Origin of the sequence: Selenihalanaerobacter shriftii, from assembly GCF_900167185.1 — a bacterium.
GTDB lineage: Bacteria > Bacillota > Halanaerobiia > Halobacteroidales > Acetohalobiaceae > Selenihalanaerobacter > Selenihalanaerobacter shriftii.
Genome location: NZ_FUWM01000021.1, coordinates 34,719 through 56,021, shown reverse-complemented (window position 1 = coordinate 56,021; position 21,303 = coordinate 34,719). Strand labels below are relative to the sequence as shown.

Annotated in this window: 19 protein-coding genes and 1 tRNA gene; 19 read left to right on the top strand and 1 reads right to left on the bottom strand. The window is 30.9% G+C overall.

The features are described 5' to 3' along the window. From B5D41_RS11350 to B5D41_RS11335, 4 genes are all read left to right on the top strand, one after another. On the top strand, positions 1-931 hold a 931-nt coding region (locus tag B5D41_RS11350), incomplete at its 5' end, for an ABC transporter ATP-binding protein (protein WP_078810768.1). 220 nt (positions 932-1,151) lie between these two features. Beyond that, entirely contained in the window at positions 1,152-1,832 is a 681-nt protein-coding gene (locus B5D41_RS11345; protein WP_078810767.1) for a GntR family transcriptional regulator, read from the top strand. Positions 1,833-1,949: 117 nt separating this feature from the next. Beyond that, positions 1,950-2,038 (top strand) — tRNA-Leu (locus B5D41_RS11340). 149 nt (positions 2,039-2,187) lie between these two features. Continuing rightward, entirely contained in the window at positions 2,188-2,589 is a 402-nt protein-coding gene (locus tag B5D41_RS11335) for a winged helix-turn-helix transcriptional regulator (RefSeq protein WP_078810766.1), read from the top strand. A gap of 80 nt (positions 2,590-2,669) precedes the next feature. Here the strand turns inward: B5D41_RS11335 and B5D41_RS11330 are convergent, their stop codons facing one another. Continuing rightward, positions 2,670-3,815: an iron-containing alcohol dehydrogenase gene (locus tag B5D41_RS11330; RefSeq protein WP_078810765.1), complete on the bottom strand. Its 1,146-nt coding sequence runs from the start codon at positions 3,813-3,815 to the stop codon at positions 2,670-2,672. A gap of 304 nt (positions 3,816-4,119) precedes the next feature. On the opposite strand from B5D41_RS11330, the gene B5D41_RS11325 reads away from it, so the two are divergent. The 15 genes from B5D41_RS11325 to B5D41_RS11255 all read left to right on the top strand — a co-directional run bounded on the left by B5D41_RS11325 (position 4,120) and on the right by B5D41_RS11255 (position 21,303). Then, a complete protein-coding gene (locus B5D41_RS11325) occupies positions 4,120-4,848 on the top strand; it encodes a glutaminyl-peptide cyclotransferase (protein ID WP_078810764.1) in 729 nt (242 codons plus the stop codon). Between the two features lie 218 nt (positions 4,849-5,066). Beyond that, positions 5,067-6,140, top strand: coding sequence for an FtsH protease activity modulator HflK (hflK, locus tag B5D41_RS11320; RefSeq protein ID WP_078810763.1), 1,074 nt, complete (start codon positions 5,067-5,069; stop codon positions 6,138-6,140). Further along, entirely contained in the window at positions 6,140-7,015 is an 876-nt protein-coding gene (gene hflC, locus B5D41_RS11315) for a protease modulator HflC (protein ID WP_078810762.1), read from the top strand. The genes hflK and hflC overlap by 1 nt, the downstream gene beginning before the upstream one ends. Positions 7,016-7,337: 322 nt before the next feature. Next, positions 7,338-8,768 carry an ArnT family glycosyltransferase gene (locus B5D41_RS11310; RefSeq protein ID WP_159442948.1) on the top strand — a complete coding sequence of 477 codons (1,431 nt, stop codon included), beginning with the start codon at positions 7,338-7,340 and terminating at the stop codon, positions 8,766-8,768. 191 nt (positions 8,769-8,959) lie between these two features. Next, entirely contained in the window at positions 8,960-10,003 is a 1,044-nt protein-coding gene (locus tag B5D41_RS11305) for a Fe(3+) ABC transporter substrate-binding protein (protein WP_078810760.1), read from the top strand. Between the two features lie 80 nt (positions 10,004-10,083). Continuing rightward, the gene (locus B5D41_RS11300; RefSeq protein ID WP_078810759.1) at positions 10,084-11,739 is read left to right on the top strand and encodes an ABC transporter permease; all 1,656 of its coding nucleotides are present in this window, start codon (positions 10,084-10,086) and stop codon (positions 11,737-11,739) included. After that, entirely contained in the window at positions 11,723-12,439 is a 717-nt protein-coding gene (locus B5D41_RS11295; protein ID WP_078810758.1) for an ABC transporter ATP-binding protein, read from the top strand. Before B5D41_RS11300 ends, B5D41_RS11295 begins: the two co-directional genes overlap by 17 nt. A 104-nt stretch (positions 12,440-12,543) precedes the next feature. Next, entirely contained in the window at positions 12,544-13,422 is an 879-nt protein-coding gene (locus B5D41_RS11290; RefSeq protein ID WP_078810757.1) for a lysylphosphatidylglycerol synthase transmembrane domain-containing protein, read from the top strand. Between the two features lie 12 nt (positions 13,423-13,434). Next, the gene (locus tag B5D41_RS11285; RefSeq protein ID WP_078810756.1) at positions 13,435-14,886 is read left to right on the top strand and encodes an alkaline phosphatase family protein; all 1,452 of its coding nucleotides are present in this window, start codon (positions 13,435-13,437) and stop codon (positions 14,884-14,886) included. 42 nt (positions 14,887-14,928) lie between these two features. Continuing rightward, complete coding sequence (locus B5D41_RS11280) at positions 14,929-15,681, top strand: glycosyltransferase family 2 protein (RefSeq protein ID WP_078810755.1); 753 nt, start codon at positions 14,929-14,931, stop codon at positions 15,679-15,681. Positions 15,682-15,734: 53 nt separating this feature from the next. Further along, a complete protein-coding gene (locus tag B5D41_RS11275; protein ID WP_078810754.1) occupies positions 15,735-16,367 on the top strand; it encodes a hypothetical protein in 633 nt (210 codons plus the stop codon). 12 nt (positions 16,368-16,379) lie between these two features. Then, on the top strand, positions 16,380-17,474 hold the full coding sequence (locus B5D41_RS11270; protein WP_078810753.1) for a hypothetical protein: 1,095 nt from the start codon (positions 16,380-16,382) through the stop codon (positions 17,472-17,474). Positions 17,475-18,126: 652 nt separating this feature from the next. Continuing rightward, positions 18,127-19,548: a 4Fe-4S dicluster domain-containing protein gene (locus B5D41_RS11265; RefSeq protein ID WP_078810752.1), complete on the top strand. Its 1,422-nt coding sequence runs from the start codon at positions 18,127-18,129 to the stop codon at positions 19,546-19,548. A 53-nt stretch (positions 19,549-19,601) separates the two neighbouring features. After that, on the top strand, positions 19,602-20,687 hold the full coding sequence (locus tag B5D41_RS11260; protein ID WP_078810751.1) for an RnfABCDGE type electron transport complex subunit D: 1,086 nt from the start codon (positions 19,602-19,604) through the stop codon (positions 20,685-20,687). Next, positions 20,677-21,303, top strand: a complete 627-nt coding sequence (locus B5D41_RS11255) for an FMN-binding protein (RefSeq protein ID WP_078810750.1) — start codon at positions 20,677-20,679, stop codon at positions 21,301-21,303. Before B5D41_RS11260 ends, B5D41_RS11255 begins: the two co-directional genes overlap by 11 nt.

The window sequence follows — 21,303 nt, the reverse complement described above, 5'->3', positions numbered from 1 at the left end:
CAAAGGTGGATTATTTTCTAAGACTGTAAATACAGTAAAGGCAGTAGATGGTCTTAATTTTGCAGTTAATAAGGGAGAGACACTAGGTTTAGTAGGAGAAAGTGGTTGTGGAAAATCAACGACAGGTAGATTATTATTAAGATTATTAGAACCAACGGCAGGAGAAGTTAAGTTCAATAATCAGAATATATATGATTTAAATAAGAAAGATATGCGAAGCTTAAGAAGAGAGATGCAGATGATCTTTCAGGACCCATATGCATCTTTAAATCCACGAATGACAGTAGGAGATATTATTGGTGAAGCCATGGAGATTCATGATATAGCCAAAGGTAAAGAAAAAGAAAAGCAAGTAAGAGAACTATTAGAAAAAGTAGGGCTACCTAAGCAGCATATGCGTAGATATCCTCATGAGTTTAGTGGAGGACAGCGTCAAAGAATCGGAATTGCAAGAGCATTGGCAGTAGACCCTAAGATTATTATCTGTGATGAACCGGTATCAGCATTAGATGTATCAATTCAGGCTCAGGTAATTAACTTAATGGAAGACTTACAAAAAGAGTTGGATTTAACGTATATATTCATTGCCCATGATTTAAGTGTAGTAAAGCATATTAGTGATCGGGTAGCGGTAATGTATTTAGGAAAGATGGTAGAATTAGCAGATAAAGATGAATTATATAATAACTCTCAACACCCTTATACTAAGGCATTATTATCAGCAATTCCATTGACTGACCCGACAATTAAAAGAGAAAAGATAATTCTAAAAGGAGATGTACCGAGTCCAATTAATCCGCCAAGCGGTTGTAGTTTCCATACTAGATGTCCATTTGCTAAGGATATCTGTAGTAAGGAAGAACCAGAGCTTGTAGATAGAGGAGCTGGACATTATGCAGCTTGTCATCTCTCAGTAGAAGGAATAGAATAGAAAGTGCGTTACAAAGATGACTATCTTAATTGATAGTTATCTTTTTGTATATTGCAATAGTATATTTTTACTCCCATTTGGATAATTTAAGATAAAAGAGGAATTAAATTAAAGTAAAGTATTCTTTTCATGTATAAAAGTAACTTCATTAAGAAATAATATGTATAGAAGTTAGTGGAAATAAAATACATAAAACAATTCCAACATGGGAGTGAGAAATATGAGTTTAGAAGAATTAACTAAAAAAGAACAAATTATTAATTTTGCACGTAATGATCCATTTTTAAAAATTAGTGATATTGCTGAACATGTTCAAACTACGCCAAGATATGTAAGGACTATACTGTCTGAAGCTAACATTTCATTGATGAAACTAAGAGAAAAGTATGCACGTAATATGGAAGAGCGGTTGCAGGTGAAGGAGAGTAATTCACAAAAAGCAGAAATCAGGCTAATCAATCAAAAAGGAGAAGTAACTACTAGTAATATTAAACTTGATAAAATATCGGATAAAGAGTTTAGAGAGTTACGTAAGACTAATCCAGAGCAGGAGTTATATAAGATATCTCAAAAGAGAATGATTGATAAGGATATTTTTGGAAGACAGGAGATTATTACATATTTAGATTCAGGAATAAATAAGGAAAGAATACAGAATTTAGATTCATTATATGAGTTATTTGGTAGTAAGAATATTAATAAATTAAATTTCAAGAACAATATTATGGAAGTAGAAATAGCTAATAAATTTTTAGCTAAATTATTGGGAATTAATAAAAGTAAACCTATTATTAAAAGTCAAAGACTCATTTTAGTTAGTAAGATGCCAATAGCTATTGAGAATTGTTTCTTTGATGCTGAACAAATACAGTTAATTGTTCCAGGTGAATTTGTAATTTAATAATTAAGATTATTAAGTAGTCTAGATCTATAAATTAAACATCTAGACTACTTTTAATATTTTAACATTGACTTTTCTTCAAAATATGGTATAATATATTGTGAAAAGAGAATATTAGCCGGGGTGGCGGAATTGGCAGACGCGTAGCGTTGAGGGCGCTATGGACATCTTTGTCTGTGTGGGTTCAAATCCCACTCCCGGCACCAATCATTTCTAGCCATTTGTAACTAGTCTTACAATGTGCTAGATGTTCTTATTTTATAAGGGGTTAGAATGTTAAGTTATATTGTATAGTAGTGGATAGTTACATGAAATCAATTTTAATGATATAATATTATTTAGGAGGCTAAGTGAAATGACAGATAAGAAAAAAGTTAGTACTGAAATTGAGTTGACTATAGATATAATTGGAGGTAAATGGAAATGTTCTATTATTTGGCTTTTAGGAACAGAAGGAGTCAAACGGTTTGGAGAAATAAAAAGATTTTTACCAGAAGTAACCCATAAAGTATTGACCAACCAACTACAAGAACTTGAAGAAAATAATATAATTAACAGAAAAGCCTATCCAGTAGTTCCACCTAAGGTTGAATATTCTATTACTGATAAAGGAGAGACTTTATTACCTATACTAGAACTAATGTGTATTTGGGGTAAAGATTATTCTGAAATTGATTATGAATTAATTACTCAATTATGCAAGAATGATAAAAAGAAAAATCAATTTAAAGATAAATTGCCAGAAGTTTATCTTTAAAAACCATGAACAAATAAAAGGTTAGCAGGACCAATTAATTGGCTCTGCTAACCTTTAGAGTATTAATTTAATCTGTTCAACTATTGTTGACTATAAAATGCTGCTTGATAAATTTCTTTCATATCATCAACAGTTGGTTCATTAGGATTGGTTAAAGTACATGGATCTTTTTTAGCATTAGCTGCCATTCTATCTAGTGCTTCTTCAAAGTCAGCTTCAGTAAATTCAATCCAATCAACTTTAGCAAAAGATCTAGGGATCTCCAGTTCTTTATTTAATTCTCGTACGGCATCAGCCAAATTATCTACATTTAAAGCAGTTTCTATTTCTTTAATTTTTCCTTTAGCTGACTCATAATTAAATTCAATTACATGTGGCATTAAGATAGCATTAGCTAATCCGTGAGTAATATCTAATTCACCGCCGATTTTGTGAGCTAAACTGTGTACAATTCCTAAAGATGCATTAGAGAAAGCCATACCTGCAATGGCAGATGCATTATGTAACTTTGCTCTAGCTGTCATATCATCACCATTTTGATAAGCCTGAGGTAGATATTCAAAAACTATTTTAATAGCTTCTAAAGCTAAAGCATCAGTATAATCACTAGCGTTAGTAGAAACAAATGCTTCAATTGCATGAACCAAAACATCCATTCCAGTATTAGCAGTAACGCGAGGTGGCATTGTTGCCGGTAAATCAGGATCAATAATGGCAACATCTGGGATAAGTTCTGTTGATACAATTGGATATTTAATTTTCTTTTCAGTATCTGTAATTACTGAAAAAGCAGTAATTTCCGAACCAGTCCCACTAGTAGATGGAATAGCAATAAAGTTGGCCTTATTTCTTAATTGAGGCATAGAACCTACTTCAATAATGTCTGTAAATTCTAAATTAGGATGTTCATAAAAAGCCCACATTACCTTAGCTGCATCCATCGTTGAACCGCCACCTAAAGCTATTACTAAGTCGGGTTCAAAATTCAACATTACTTCTTTACCCTTAAGTACTGTTTTGACTGATGGGTTAGGTTCAACTCCATCAATAACTCTGACTTTAGCACCTGCTGTCTCTAACTTATTAATAGCAGTAGCTAGGAAACCAAGCTCTTCCATAACTCCCTCGTCTGTAACTATTACCACTTTTTGCTGATCAATATCTGTTAAGTAATCTAAAGCTCCCTCTTCAAAATGAATTTCTGGTGGAATTAAAAATGAATTCATAATTAACACTCCTCTTCTTTTTCGACTTCTTTCGACGTTTAAAATTATATACCAATACTTTTATTCTGTAAAGTATGCACTTTTTTGTGAGTTAGTAACCTAGAGGTTACTAAGGAGGGATATACAATAGATAATGAATATTTAATGTGGCCAAAAGTCTCATATTCCACTCCTGGCCCCATAAACTTCTAGCTTGTTGTAACTGATGTTACAATATAAGCATATTCATAGTAACGAAGTACTATAAATTTAGTATTGGTTGCCATTACCGAGGATATGACAACTTATGTAAGGACGTGCTTATATGATAAAAGGATTAATTTCTTTTGCAAAAGTTACTAAATATATTTATAAAATAGTGAATACTTTTCCTCATGAGCAAAATGCTTTCACTCAAGGTTTAGTTTATAAAGATGGATATTTATATGAAGGAACTGGTCTCAAAGGTTACTCTAGTTTGCGGCAGACAGAGCTAGAAACAGGAGAGATAGTAAAACAAAATAGATTACCTAGAAAGTATTTTGGTGAAGGAATAACCATTTTTAAAGGAAAAATATTTCAATTAACTTGGAAATCTGGAATATGTTTTGTCTATAATAAGGACTTTAAATTAATTAAAAAATTTAAATATCCTTATCAGGGCTGGGGAATAACTCAGAATAACAACTCCTTAATTATGAGTGATGGCACAGATAATATTTATTTTCTAAATCCTGATAATTTTGAAAGATACAAAAAAATAAAAATAACACTCAATAATAAATCGATTACTAATATTAATGAATTAGAGTATATAAAAGGAGAGATATACGCTAATATTTGGCGCACAAATTATATTGTTAAAATAAACCCTGACACAGGGAATGTTACTGCTATTATTGATTTAAACGGGATAATAAATCCTAATGATTATGATTATAATTTAAATGTACTTAATGGTATTGCTTATGATGGTGTGAATAATAGGTTATTCATTACTGGAAAGTTATGGCCTTTAATATTTGAGATAGAGATAATTTCTCTTAATAAGTAAATCTTATATTGTATTAAATTTATTATAATCCTTTTTAATTACTATTATTAACTAGATAATGTATATTGTTTTTTCTTATTTTGACAGGAAATCAGAATCTTTTATAGTAGTACTGTATAATAGTATAAATAAAATTACTAGTTTACAGGAAAGGAGTAAATGCTAAATTGATTTTAAGAATAGACTTATAGTCACTTAAAATAAAAAGGAGTGGTCGAATGAGTTTTTTTGATGATCTATTAGTTTTATTTACTGATAAAGATGGAGAAGATGAAGAAAAAATTATTAATATCAATGATGATGGAGGATCAGATAATTCCAGTAATTCTGGTAAAAAATCTGAAATAAATTTATTTAAGGTTTTAGATAAGTTACCTGTTGGCATTATATTATTAGTGCTATTGCTTATATATTCATCTACTGGAATATATAAAGTAGGTCCTAAAGAAGTGGGGGTTGTAACAAGGTTTGGAAAATATATACGTCAGGCTGAATCTGGATTACATTACCATTTACCATATCCCATAGAAAAAGTATATACTCCACAGGTAACACGAGTAAAAAGAATTGAATTAGGCTTTAGAACAATTGATCCGGGACCTCCTGCCCGATATTCTAAAAAGAAAAAGGAAGCATTAATGTTAACTGGAGATTTAGCTATTGTTTCTGCTAATGCTGTAATTAAATATAAGATCAAAGATCCTATTCAATATTTGTTCTGGATTAAAAATCCAGATGACACAGTTAGAGATGCCTCTGAAGCTGCATTACGTCAGGTAGTGGGACAAAATAACATCCAGGCTGTCTTAACTGGAAAGAAGACGCAGATTCAATTGGAAGCTAAGGAATTAATTCAAAAAACATTAGATGATTATCATGCTGGGATTTATATAAATAACTTTCTTTTTCAGGACGTGTCAGTGCCTGAACCAGTTGAGGATGCTTATCGCGATGTAGCCAGTGCTAAAGAGGATAAACATACAAAGGTGAATCAGGCTCAGGCTCATAGAAGTCAGATTATTCCTACGGCCAAAGGAGAAGCCTCTAAAATTGTAAAGGAAGCTGAAGGATATAAAGCAAAACGTATTGCTGAAGCTGAAGGTAATGTTGCTCGTTTTAATAAATTATTAGAGAAGTATAAAGCTGGTAAAGATGTAACTAGAACTCGGCTTTATTTAGAAACTATGGAAGATATTCTACCTGAATTAAATAAGATCATTGTAGGTAACAATTCGCAGGGAGTTCTTAAGATGCTTAATTTAGATAAAGTGCAAGAGGAGGGGGTTAGATAGTGAAGAAATTAAGTATAGCCATTATCATATTAATTGTAATTGGAATTGTTGCCAATACTGCTCTTTTCATTGTTGATGAAACTGATCAGGTAGTAGTTCTTCAGTTTGGAGATCCGGTAAGATCGATTACTACCCCAGGACTTAAATTTAAGATTCCAATATTACAGAGGGTTAGATATTTTGAAGATCAAATTCTGGAATATGATTCTAATCCAAAGGTTCTCTATACCGCTGATGAAAAGAATCTAGAGGTTGATAATTATGCACAATGGAAAATTGAAGATCCACTTCTTTTTTATCAAAGTGTAGGAACTATGAAGGCTGCTCAATCTCAATTAGATGATATTGTTTATTCAGAATTAAGAGCTGAACTAGGTAAGTATACTCTAGATGAGATAATATCTCCTATTAGAAAGCAAATAATGGAAAAGGTTACTGAAAAGAGTGATCAAGATAGTAAGAGCTTAGGAATCAAGGTGATTGATGTTCGAATTAAAAGGGCTGATTTACCGAAGGCTAATGCTCAGTCTGTTTATTCGCGGATGAATGCTCAACGTAAAGAAGAAGCTAATAAATACCGAGCCGAAGGAGAGCAGGAAGCTAAACAAATTCGAGCGGAAGCTGAGAAGGATAAAACAATTATTCTAGCGGAGGCTAAAAAGAAAGCTCGCCAAATTCGTGGTCAAGGGGATGCCCAGGCATTACAGATTTATGCTGAAACTTATAATAAAGATCCAGAATTCTATCAATTTATAAAAACATTAGAAACTTATAAGAAGACTTTAAATAATAAAACTACTCTTGTGTTAGATCCGGGAAGTGATTTTTTAAAGTATTTTAATAATATTAATTTAGATGAAAAAAGTCTAGATTAAAGATAAAAGTTGATTTTAATTAATATGTTAGCGGTGCATGCTTCACTTCCGGCACCAATCATTTCTAGCTTATTGTAAGAATTCTTACAATAAGCTAGATTTTTTTTATTTTATATAGTAAAAATTCAACCTTGACATTGAGAATGATTTTTATTACAATTACATTGAATATAATGTTGAAAATGATTATCAATATCCCTTAAAGAAAACTACATAAAATGTAAAATTTATATTTAAATTGTTGCTAGTTAACAAGTAGGAGGAGATCGTAATTTATATTTTAGTTTTAATGATTATTGCAATTGGTATTAGATTATTTTTTATGAGTCCTTATCCTCATGGATGGGATGCTATAGATTTCATTTTAGGAATCAAGTATTATGATTTATCATTAATGCAACCACATTTTCCTGGTTATCCTATTTATATTTGGTTAGGTAAGTTTATTAATCACTGGGTAGGAAATGAAGAGTTGTCATTAGCCTTATTAAGTGCTATTTGTGGTGGCTTATCAATAATTCCCTTTTACTTATTGGTTAAGAGGATATTTAATAAAAGGGTTGCTTTATTGGCAGGGATTTATTTGACTTTTAGTTCTTTACACTTAATTTTAAGTGCTAAAATTATGTCGGATATGATGGGCACTTTATTTATTTTATTCTTTTTATATCTAACTTACTTAAGTTGGCAAGAAACTAAGTATAAAAAATGGTATTTGTTAAGTAGTGCAGCTGTTTTAGGATTTGGTTTAGGAGTCAGGATTTCCTATTTTCCTTATTTTATATTATTACTGATTAGTTTAATTTTGTGGTATAGGGAAAAGAAAAAGTTAAAAGTTATATTTTTAACTTTATTAAGTTTTATAAGCTCGATTTCTATTTGGTTAAGTTGGCAAGTTATTAGAGCTGGAGGATTATTGAATTTTCTTAAAATCGCAATAGATTTTACTTTAGGTCACTTCAATGATTGGGGAGGAACATTAGTTACTGATAATTCTTTAGGTTTAAGGTTAATAAAGCTAATCTATAATAATATTTTAGTAGCTGGATTAGGTTTTTATCAGGCTGGAGATTCAATATCTAGATTAATATTATCTGGATTTATTTTGGTAGGAATAATAAGCTTTATTTTCAAAGTTGAATTGACTAATAAAGAGAAATTATTTTTATTTAGTTGGTTTGGACCTTATTTTCTTTGGGTAGTTTTTGGACAAAATGTAGCTAAGCCTAGGCATATAATTACTCTAGTACCCTTATTTTTGATTTTAGTAATAGTAGGCTTAGATAAAATTTTAGCTTATTTCAAGAATAGGATCTCTTATTTAAGCTACGGAGTCTTAATTTTAGTATTAATTATAACTTCTGTATCACTAGTAGGAACTTATAATGATACTTATCCTCCAGTAGTAAAATTAAGTCATTATTTAGGTAATAATTTTAATTCTACTAAAACTGTAATCTATACTTTTGAAGAGGAACGAGTAATTGATTATTACTATCCAGAGTTAATAATTAAGCGAGTCAGGAAGGTGTCAGACTTTTATACTAGTGTGCTATCATTACCTAATAAGCCAGATAATATTTTAATGACTAACGCAGTATATAATAGCTTAATTAAGCAAGAAAATGATTTAAATAAATATTTAAAACCTATCAAACAATGGGAAGGGAAAATGTTGTTATATCCAGTATATAATCAAATTATTCTTTATAAAGGTAATGCGAAAATCTATAATTATATTCAAAATTATTAAATTTAAGGCATAACATTTATTCTCTAAAATTAATAATTTAAAATTTCCTTGACATTGATAATTGTTTTCATTATAATTAATTATAGCTTATGATAATGATTATCATTTTAAATTGGTTATAAGCACTACATAATTATAGTTTTATATGCTATTGATTTTAAAATCAAAATTGAAAGGAGATTATTATTGAAATGAAAAGATCATTATTTATATTATCTTTAGCTTTGATTTTAAGTATCGCAACTGTATCTACAGCATCTGCTGGTTTTCTTGATGCTTTCTTTGGACCAGATAAAGGTGTGGTTAATATTTATACTAGTAGACATTATGAAGCTGATGAGGATTTATATCAACAATTCGAAGAAGAAACAGGAATTAAGGTAAATGTGCTAAAAGGCCGTGCTGATACATTGATTGAAAGAATAGAGAGAGAGGGCCAAGCTACATCAGCTGATTTATTAATTACTTCTGATGCTGGTAGATTATATCGGGCTAAAACAAAAGAATTATTACAACCTGTTAAGAGTGATGTTTTATTTAATAATATACCAGCTAATTTAAGAGATAAAGGTAATCAGTGGTTTGGACTAACTGTTCGTGCTAGAATTATAGTTTATGCTAAGGATAGGGTAGATCGAACGGTATTGTCTACATATACAGATTTAACAGATGATAGATGGAGAGGCAGAATATTAGCGAGAACTTCATTAAATATCTATAATCAATCTCTATTAGCCTCATTTATTGCTTTAGAAGGAGAAAAGTTTGCGAAAAAATGGGCAGCAGGAATTGTAAATAATATGGCAAGAAGACCTAAGGGGAATGATACAGCTCAGGCTACAGCAGTAGCTGCAGGTGTTGGTGACTTAACAATTATGAATACTTATTACCTTGGCAGAATGTTGAATTCAGCAAATCCTGAAGAAGTAAAGTTAGCCAAACAATTAGGAGTTTTCTTTCCAGAAAAAACACATATTAATGTAAGTGGAATTGGCTTGACTAAATATGCTAAGAATAGAAAGAATGCTATTAAGTTGATGGAATTCTTATCAAAAGAAAAAGCACAAAAAATCTTTGCTAGTGCTAATTATGAGTACCCTGTAAATCCAAATGTAGAGCTTTCTCCTTTACTAAAATCATGGGGGGGATTTGAAACTCAAGATATTAACCTAACTAAATTAGGAGAATATAATCAAAAAGCTGTTGAAATCTTTAATGAAGTAGGATGGCAATAATTAAGATCTAATTAAGTTTTATAAGAGATAAAAGCAGTCAAATATTTGACTGCTTTCTTATCAAAGGTAGGTGATTATAATTGTGGAAAATAAGAAATTTCAAGTCTTTATTTAATATATGGTCTATTTTAAGTTTTATCGCTATTCTTCTTGTCTTAGTTCCAAACATTAATATTTTATTGAATATATTCAATCCAGTAACAGATAATTGGGAACATATACAAAAATATCTTTTAAAGGATTATATAGTAAACTCAACTATTCTTATATTCTTTACAGGTATTTTTTCTATTTTAATAGGTTTAATCCCAGCTTGGTTTGTTACTCAGTTTGAGTTTCCTTTTCGTAATTTCTTTAAATGGGCATTAGTTTTACCTTTAGCTATACCTCCATATATTGGAGCCTATACATATAATGGGTTATTAAGTTATACAGGTGTTATTCAGACATCTTTAAGAAGATTTGGTATAGCTATAAATCTGGAGTACTTTGATATAATGTCAATGTCAGGTGCAATATTCATTTATACAATCTTCTTATTTCCTTATGTTTATATTATAACAAGATCATTTTTATCAAAACAGTCTGCTTCTTTGGTAGAAGCAGCAACGACTTTAGGGAGAAGCTCTTTTGAAACATTTTGGCATGTTATTTTACCAATCTCTAGAGGCGCTATTGTTGCTGGAAGTAGTTTAGTAATTTTAGAAACTTTAAATGATTATGGAGTTGTAAAATACTTTGGAATTCCAACTTTTAGTACAGCAATCTTTAAGACATGGTTTGCAATGGGAGATTCAAATTCTGCAATTAGGTTATCTGCTTTATTGATGGCCTTAGTTTTTGGTTTGTTGTTGTTAGAAAAGTTTTCTAGAGGTGGTAAACGGTTTAGCTATAGTACTACGAATATAAAACCTATTTCTAGAAAAAAGTTATCAGGAATAAAAGCTTATATGACTTCAGGTTTTTGTTTTTCAATTTTTAGTGTTGGGTTTTTAATTCCTACATTACAATTACTCCATTGGAGTTGGCTAAGTTATACCGATGTATTAGATATAGAATTCTTACTTTTCGCTATTAATTCTATATTTGTTGCCTTAATTGCTTCTACACTTATTATTGTTATAGCGATAATTATTGCTAATACTGTAAGAATTAGTGATAATATACTTTCTAAAATATATTCAAAGATTGCAATTCTTGGTTATTCAATTCCAGGAGCTGTTATAGCCATTGGAATCTTATTATTCTTTATAGCTTTAGATAATAGAATAGAAGCTATATATAAGTTGTTGAACTTTGGTCCAAATGAATTAGCCTTAAAATCAAGTATAATAATGCTTATTTTTGCTTATATAATAAGATTTCTAGGTATTGGTTATAATTCTGTAGAATCAGGTTTTGATAGAGTAGGTAATAATTTCTTCGAAGCATCACGTACTCTTGGTGTTGGAATAACAGAGACTTTCTTTAAGGTTGATTTACCTATGATTAAACCTGCAGTTATGAGTGGATTTCTACTTGTGCTTATTGAAGTATTAAAGGAATTACCTCTTACGTTAATTTTAAGACCATTTAACTTTGATACATTATCTAGTAAGGCTTTTGAATATGCAGGAAATGAAATGATACATGAAGCAGCTATATCATCTATAATTATAATTCTAGTTTGTGGTGTAGCTATATATCGTATCCATACAGTTGGAGACAAGGAGGGTAAAGATGTTCATTCAAATTAAAAATTTAGATTTTAAATATAAAAATTCTAAGGTATATGTTTTAAGGAACTTCAGCATGAGTGTAGAAAAAGGTGATATAGTCTGTATTTTAGGGGAAAGTGGAAGTGGAAAAAGTACAGTTTTAAGGTTAATTGCTGGACTTGAAGAACCACATAAAGGAATTATTAAGATTGGTCAAGATGTAATAGTTAATGATAATACCTTTATTTATCCTGAAAAAAGAGGTATAGGTGTTTTATTTCAGGATTATGCTTTATTCCCTCATATGACCGTAGAAGAGAATATATTATTCGGTGTAAAGAAGAAGAAACAGGGATATAAGGAACAAAAATTACAAGAGTTACTAAGATTAACTGGTTTAGAAGAATTAAGAGATAGATATCCTTATCAAATTAGTGGAGGGCAGCAGCAAAGAGTAGCTCTAGCTCGAGCTTTAGCTATAGATCCACCATTAATATTAATGGATGAACCTTTTAGTAACCTTGACGCAAACTTACAATCTAGGATTAGAAAAGAATTAAAAGAGATTATTAAGAAGACTGGAATAACTTCAATTTTTGTTTCTCATGATAAAGATGATGCCATAAATATAGCTGATAAAATAATAGTATTAAAAGATGGAAAGATTATTCAGCAAGGATCTACTGAAGATATAGTATCTAATCCAAATTCTGAATATGTAGCAAATCTTTTTGCATAAAATAAATAGCATATTTTTTTAATATACTTGATAATGAGAATTATTATTGGTGGAGCTAATTAGAGAGATTAATCTTAAAGAGTTTATAGAAATAGGTGAAGTAATTGGATTTAAAAGAGTTAATTAAAGCAGGTAGATTATTAATATTAAATCCTAAATTGTTATTAATTTTTGCTATAGGATATTCTTTGGCTTTTTGGTTAAGGTCAATAGCTTGGTTAGAACTGTTTAAGGAGAAAAGGGTAAATATAAAAGATTTATTCTCTTTGCAAATGGTTTCCTTATTAGTTAATCATGTATCTCCTACCAAAATGGGAGAGATGGGTAAAATATATCTTTTACATCAGAGGGGTTACACAATTGCAGAGGCTACTTCCACAGTAGTATATAGTAGAGTAATAGATTTAATTTCATTAATGATTAATGTAATTTTATTTAGCCTACTATCAATTAGTTATATCAGTTTTGATTGGAAATTACTGATTCTTCCTTTAGCTTTAATTACAAGTATTTTAATTGGATTACTTATATTTAGTCGTTGGAGTTTGATTTCTAAAATTCAGAATAAGTTATTTAATTATTTATTGAAATTACAGAAAGCATTCAAAGAAATAAGTTTTAAGCAGTTAGTTAAGGCAGTATTAATTACAATCCCTAGTTGGATTTTAGAGGTAAGTGCTATTATGATAGTAACTAATACTTTAGGTTTAGATTTAGGTTTAATTCCTTTAGTAGTTGTTAATAGTTTTACAATTATGACTCAAGTATTTCATATTACTCCTGGAGGAATTGGTACTTATGAAGCTAGCATGGCTTTTGTTTTAGGATTATATGGGGTGAATTGGGAATTAGCTTTATCTGTTGCAGTTTTAACGCATAGTTTAAAATTTCTTTATTCTTATATAGTTGGTGGGGCTTTTACCTTATATGAATCAGTGAAATTGGTAGACATAGTTAGATTTAAAGAAAAGGTTATGGGTTAGGAAGGAGATAAAATGAAAGAAGCATCAAAGTTTGAAGTTTGGGCGGCTAGATGTTGGAATTTACTTAATGAAGGTAAATCATTCTATCCTATCTTCTCAATTTCTATATTCTTAATATACCATTTCAATAGTTGGGGAAGTATAGGATTTTGGAAAGTTGCTTTACTTTCGATGATTTTGAATTTGCCATTATTAATTACTTATATTCGTTATGATTTTCCGCTTCATTTGCGTAGTTTTTTATGGTTTCCGATATTAATTTTTGTAACTACTTTAGATTATTGGAATTGGAATTTGGTTTTATTTGATTTAGGAGTCTATTTATTCTTTACAGTTATTTTTTGGGGCACAATTTATTATCACTTACGGATTGGTACATCTTTAACCAACTTTACCCGTTTTTGGAAATTGGTTTTAGAGCATAGTGACTCTACTAGTGGCAACTTTCAGGAACAAGTACCTAAGACTATAGTTACATTGTTAAGTTTAAATTATCTATATTTAAACTTAAGAGGATATTTGCAAAGATCAGAATTATTGAGTAATTATGGCATATTTTTTATTGGAACAATTTTATTAGCAATTATAATACATAAGAATTTATTTAATTGGAAGCCAGATCAGTATCAAGAACTGACTAATAATGTTCAAGTTAAAGATAAGCATACTAATCGAGTCATTATGATGATAATTGATGGTTGTCGTAAAGATAAATTAGCTGAAGCTGATACTCCTTTCATTGATCAATTATTAATAGAAGGTACAGAGTATACTCAGATGGAGACAATTTATCCCGCTAGAACAGTAACTTGTTTTTCATCTTTATTTACTGGCACCTATCCTTGGGAGCATGGAATCAAAAGTAATTTGGTTTTAGATTTAGGAGTTAAGACAGAGAGTATATTTGATAAGTTAAGAGATGAAGACAAGAAAGGTAAATTATTAGGAATTGCTCATTTAATTGATGCTTTTGGAGAAGAAGATGTAGAAGCAATAACAGCAGTAATGGACAATGACCAAGCAGATGCTAACATAATTAAGCGAGCTAAAAGAATTATGAAACAGGAAAACCCAGAATTATTAATTACGCAATTAATTAGTGTTGACCAGACAGGACATAGTCGTGGAACTCATTATTCTGAATATATAGAGAAGATTGAAGAAGCTGATAGACATATTGAAGATTTTGTAAAGTGGCTAAAAGCAAAAGGATATATGGAGGATACTACTTTGATTGTTGCTGCTGACCATGGACAGAGTCGAGGCATTGGGGCTCATGGTCATTTGGATGAAGGTGAAAGATATGTTCCTTTTATTATTCAGGGACCACAAATTAAGAGAGGTCATAAAGTTACCGAAAAGCATAGTATTGTGTCAACTGCTCCTACTCTTAGTTACTTATTAGGAGTAGAGTATCCAGATGCTTCTCGGGGACCAGTTTTAATTGAAGCATTTAAAGAATAATGAATAGTTGTTAATCATTAAATGATTTAGAGGAGGGTAAAAGTGAAAAAGGTTATAGTAATTATCCCAGCATTAAATGAAGAAGAGGCTATTGGAAAAGTAATAGAAAAAGTCCCGCGTAACCAGGTTGAAGGGGTTAAATTTGAAATTTTAGTCATTGATGATGGTTCAACTGATGGAACTGTAGCGGTAGCTAAAGAATATGGAGCTGATTATATTATTTCCCATACTGAGAATTGGGGTTTAGGAGCTACAATTCGTCACGGATTAGAGTGGGCTTATAAAGAAGAAGCAGATATAGGTGTAATGATTGATTCTGATAATGAGTATCCTGCTGATGAAATCGATAATTTAATTGAACCTATTTTAAATGATAAAGCTGATTATATTCTTGGCTCTAGATTTATGAAGAAGGTTAGAGGGATGACATTGATGAGAAGATTAGGCAATTATACGTTTACTTTATTACAATCTATTTTATTAGGAGAATGGGTTACTGATGGTCAGACTGGAATGAGGGCTTTTAGTCGAGAAGTAATGAGAGATTTTAGAATTATTCATGATTATAATTATGCTCAAGTAATTACACTCAATATTCTACGGCAAGGATATAGATTAGGGCAAGTTCCAATCAGTTATTCTGTAAGAGAAACAGGAGATTCTTTTATTAAATTTAGAGAATATATGACTCAAGTTATTCCGGCGATTTGGAAGGAGCTGACTAATGATCCTAAAGAGGATATTAAAATTATTCGAGAAGAGGAGGTGTTATTAACAAGCGTAAGAGTATCTTAGAATAGATTTTAAGTTATTTAAATATCAATGATTATAATAAAGGAGTTGATAAAATGTTAAAAGGCAAGAAAGTATTAAAGAATTTTGCTATAGTATTAGCTTTAGTAGTTGCATTCTCAGGTATAAGTTTCGCTTATTCATATGGATCTAGTGAAACAGAACCAATGGCTGAGGCTTATAAAGAGATAGTATTTAATTTGAATAAGTCTCCACAGAATTGGGCAGGAGCAACTGAAGAATTTGAAGAGGTAAAAGGTAAGTTAGAATCATTAACTGAAGAGTTAAATGAGATTGATAACCAAAGTCAGTTCCTAAATGATTATGCAGTTGAAATTAAAGAAGCTATTCAGGAAAAAGATAAAGATGCAGTTATTTATAATTTCCAATTAGCTTTAGCAGGTAATATTGAAAGGAGATTAGAATCTGCTGAAAAAGAGATTAACGAATATAAGACTGCTAAAGCTCTAATCAAGAAGGCCAAAGTTTTTTATGAGACATTAGAAATAGTTGTTAAAGCCGATTCTCAAGAGGCAAATGAAAGAGTAGAAAAAGCATTAACAGGAACATTAAATTCTTTAGGGAATCCAGGGATGCTTGGTTTTGGAGCCCAACCACCTAAAGTAGAAGAATATCAAGAACATAAAGAGACAATTCTTAATACATTAGAGGATGTTATTATTAAATAGGAGGAATAGAAAATGAATAAAAAATCAACTAGATTAATAACAGTTTTAGTATTATTGTCAGTGATGATTTTAGGGACCAGTAGTGCCTTTGCTGCTTATTTACCACTTAAGACTGATGTGTCAAAACAGCAAGCAAGAATAGATGCTTATAAAGAGATTAATCAATTAAGACATGAAGAAGATATAGATTTTAACAAGATTGAAAAGATTTATAATGATGTATTACAAAATACTGTCCAGGCAAGAGATAAAGAGTTTTCCGAAACTATGGATCAATATATTCAGGCAGCTTTTTATGGAGTAAGAAATGGTCAAGATCCAGCTTTAGCAGCTCAAATTGTTGATAAGACGCTTAAGAAAGCATTTTATTTAACAGTTAAGCATGAGCTAGATGAAGCTGTTGAAGAATTTTCTAATAAAGAAGAAGCTCATCATAAAATAGACGAAGCTATTGTATATTATGAAGCAATTGCGGGAACAGCTAAAAAGCGTTCTGAAGACTTACATGAAGGTATTCTATCTGGTTTAAAGAGTGCACGAAGAGCAATTGAGAATGATAGTTTAATTGATTTAAAAGTAGCAGACCAGATTATAGGTAAGACTATCATTAAAGTATTCCATGCTTCTGTTTTACATGAGGCAGAAGAGGTTGAAGAATATTTAGCTGAAAATCCTGATAAAGCTAAAATTAAGCAAATGGAAGGCTTAGTTTATTATCAAACTATTAAAGGTATAGTTAAATCAAATAATAAGATAGGTAATATTATGGTCGAGGATATGTTAAGTGGAGATATTAATGAGGTTGATTATGATGTTATCTTAGAAGAATTAAATCGAGGATTTGTTGGTAAGCCATTACATTATCTAGAGGAAGTTAAAGAAAATTGGGGTACTGACAAAGCACTAGTTGAAGCATGGGAAGCACTAGTATACTATAATGTTATTGTAGATGATGTAGAGACAAGATTAGGTACTAAAACTGGAGAAGAGTTATTAACTAATCTACGCACATATGTAGATGCTGTGCAACAAGGTAACCGAGCTAAAGTAGATATTTTAGAAGAAAAAATCAAAATAACATTTAGAGAATATATTAGTAAAATATAATTAATTATAATAGGAGGTTGTCTGAAGACATTTTCAGGCAACCTTTTTACTTTTTAAATACTGAATTAATTAAATATGTTCTTTCTATTTGCTATTTTTAAAATATTCTTAATTTATGATAAGATTTTTTAAGTTAAATACTATACAAATTGGTTGTTTTATGGTAAAATACTTATAGTTCATTTTGTGAAGAATTCTTCAATGATATGTTGTCATGAGAATTTAACATGGATGAGCTATTTTTATAAGTGTATGTTTATTTATAACTTAAACAAGGATTCTTCTTTTATTAAAATTGCAATTATAAAATAAGTTTGTTACAAGGTTAGACATAATTAAGTCTAATATAAAATATTAATAGATTAGCAAGAATGAATATGATTATAATTTTATGAAAATAAGCAGGAGTTTTATTTTTTATGTATAATAATTAACATAGTAAAGAAATAATGTAAAAAGTTTCTGATTTGAATTAAGGGGAAAATTTTTTTAGTTATTTCTAACTAAGGGGGTGATGGTAAAAAGGGGGGGGCTTACTGGTAATTGATGTAAGAATAAGGTTTAGTTGGGTAAGTTAGTCAATGGCTTGTTAATTTAAGTGTTAGTGTAAAGGAGTAGACTAAATAATTATAAAGGATAAGGTGAAATAGGCATGAAAGCGAAAAATAAATCATTTTCTGGAGGCTATACGTTTAATCTTGAAGGTAAATCTCAAAGTAAGGTTGTTGAGCTAGAAGTTCCTTCGAAAGTTATTATCCCATTAAAACAGGGATTTAGTAGGGAAGTAAAACCAAAAGTTAAACGAGGCCAGGAAGTAAAAGCTGGTCAGATTATTGGTAGAGATGATAACTCTATATCTACTCCGGTTCATGCAAGTGTTAATGGAACTGTAAAAGAAGTTGTAGAGTTGTCTTCAAAAGGAAAAGCGGTTATTATTGAATCAGATGGAACAACTGATTGGGAACCGATAGAAGGAAATAACTCAGGTTGGACTAGTCTTTCAGCCGCAGAAATTGAGGAGTTACTTTATACTTCTGGAGTTACTTCTTTAGGTAATCAGGGAATACCTACTAGATATAAAAGTTCACCAATTTCTACTGATGATGTCAAGCACGTAATTATTAAAGGTGCGGAATCTGAACCTTATAACTTATTACTATCAGCTCTTTTAAATGATGGTAAGGTTTCTAAGTTTGTTGAAGGATTAGAAGTATTACAAAAAGTTTTACCACAAGCTAAGTTTCATGTGGTGATTAATAAGAATCGTCAAGGGATAATTAAAGAATTAAGTAGTGTTGCTGGAAGTTATAATTGGCTTCAATTATATGCTGTAGCACCTAAATATCCGCAAAATAATGATAAGGTAATAGCTCAAACTGTTTTAGGTAAATCTGATACAGTTAAAGGTTCATTAACAAAACATGGAGTAATTACATTGGATATGCAGGCAGCTTTACATGTATATAATGCTGTAATAGAAGGCAAACAATTAATAGAACAGATAGTAGCATTATCTGGATTAGGTTGGAAAGAAAATATTAGTCTTAAAGTGCGAAATGGTACTTCTGTTTCATTTATTATGAGAAATTATTTGGATGCAGCAGAGGACCAGAGAGTTATTCCTAATAATTTATTAACTGAAGAAGCTATCACAGATTATGAAACTCCGGTTGATCGTACATTCGTGAATTTAAACGCGATTCCGGAAGGTGACGAACGTGAGCTATTTGCATTCTTACGTCCAGGAAGAAAAAGATATTCTTATTCAAATGTTTTCTTATCTGCTTTACTTCCTAAATTAAATAAACTCTGTGATACTAATGTTCATGGTGAAGGAAGACCATGCATTTCTTGTGGATATTGTGAAGAGACTTGTCCAGTGGACATAGTTCCACATATTGTTGATCACTATACAGCAAAGAATAATGTGGATGATGAACTTATTAGATATGGTATTTTTGATTGTATAGAATGTAATTTATGTACTTTTGTTTGTCCAGCCAAAAGACCTTTAGGACAGCATATCAAACAAGGAAAACAATTCCTAATGAATAAAGGATATGCTGTAAAGTAAATCTGTGGTGTTGGTTTTTTGGATCTGGAAGGATTAGGAGGGTGAATAAAAAAATGAACGCACTTCGTGGTCTTTTTGATAATTTAAAGAGAAGCGAATCATTAAAATCTGTAAGGCCCCTTATTGATGCAGTAGATAATATCTTTTTTGGGCCAGAAGAGGTTACGACGTCTGCACCACATATTGTAGACAATAATGATCTTAAAAGACACATGACTATGGTAATTTTAGCTTTATTACCTAGTACTCTTGCATCAATCTATTTTTATGGTTGGCGCGCTTTGGCTATTATTTTGGTTTCCTATGCAGCTGGTGGGATAACCGAAGTATTATTTGCTATTATTAGAAAACATGATATTCATGAAGGTTTTCTAGTTACGGGACTTATTTTTCCGCTAGTATTACCACCGACGATCCCTCTCTGGATGGTAGCAGTAGGGTCGTTTTTTGGTGTTTTCTTTGGTAAAGAAGTTTTTGGAGGAACAGGACGTAATGTATTTAACCCAGCTATTGCGGGTCGAGTCTTTCTTTCAATTGCCTTTCCGGTTGCGATGAGTGCTAGTTGGTTTAAGCCATTAATCGGAGGATTAGGAGGGCTTTTAAAGTATGCACCTGACGCAGTTGCTTCAGCAACACCGTTAGCTGTAATAAAAGCTGGAGGACAATTGGATGTTTCTGTATTACAACTTTTATTAGGTGGAACTGGTGGTTCCATGGGAGAGACATTCCGCCTTGGGATAATTCTTGGTGGTATATTCTTAATAATGACTAAGATAATAGACTGGAGAATTCCAGTGGCTTATTTAGGTTCTGTGTTAGTCTTCTCTGTTATTGGAAGTCAGTTTTTGCCGGCACAGGTTGCACCTCCGGTAATTCAACTTCTTACAGGAGGACTTTTATTTGGAGCCTTTTTCATGGCAACTGATCCGGTAACATCTCCGTTTACAAAGAGTGGGATGTGGATCTTTGGTATATCTGCAGGAATATTAACCCTACTCTTTAGAGTATTTGGTGGTTATGTTGAGGGTGTAATGTTTAGTATATTATTAATGAATGGTTTCACACCTTTAATTGATAGCGTTATATTAGACGCCAAATTCAAACCGAAGGATAATGGGGTAGTTTATAATGAAAACTAATACTAATGTAGAAACGGAAATTCAGACTAAGGATATTTTGTTGGATAAGGCGAAAATGGTAATTTTTATGTTAATTATAGGTTTAGTTATTGCAGGAATATTAGTAGGATTCAATTCTTACACTAAACCTCTAGTTGAAAAGAATGCAAAAATTAGAAATATGGAGAAGGTACTTGATGCTTTTAATATCAAATATAAAAAAGATAATATAGCAGAAGTCTATGAGAATAAGATCACAGTTGTAGAAAAAGGTGATCAAAGGTTCTATAAGACTAATAATGGAGATATTGCTTTTAAGTATACAGGAAAAGGATTATGGGGTGATATTATTGGCTTTATGGCTTTTAAAGCTGATATGAAAACCATAAAAGGACTCTCTATTATGACACAAAGTGAAACACCTGGATTAGGTGGTCGAATTGGAGAAGAATGGTTCTTAAAGCAGTTTGAAGGTTTAAATTATAAGCCGAAAATTAAAATTCTTAAATCGAGTAAAACAGCTGATGAGCCTAATGAAATCGATGGTATTGCAGGAGCTACCTTAACAGGTGATGCTTTACAAAAAATCTTGAATAATAATATTCAAGAAACCCTGCCAAATTTGGAGGTGAACTAA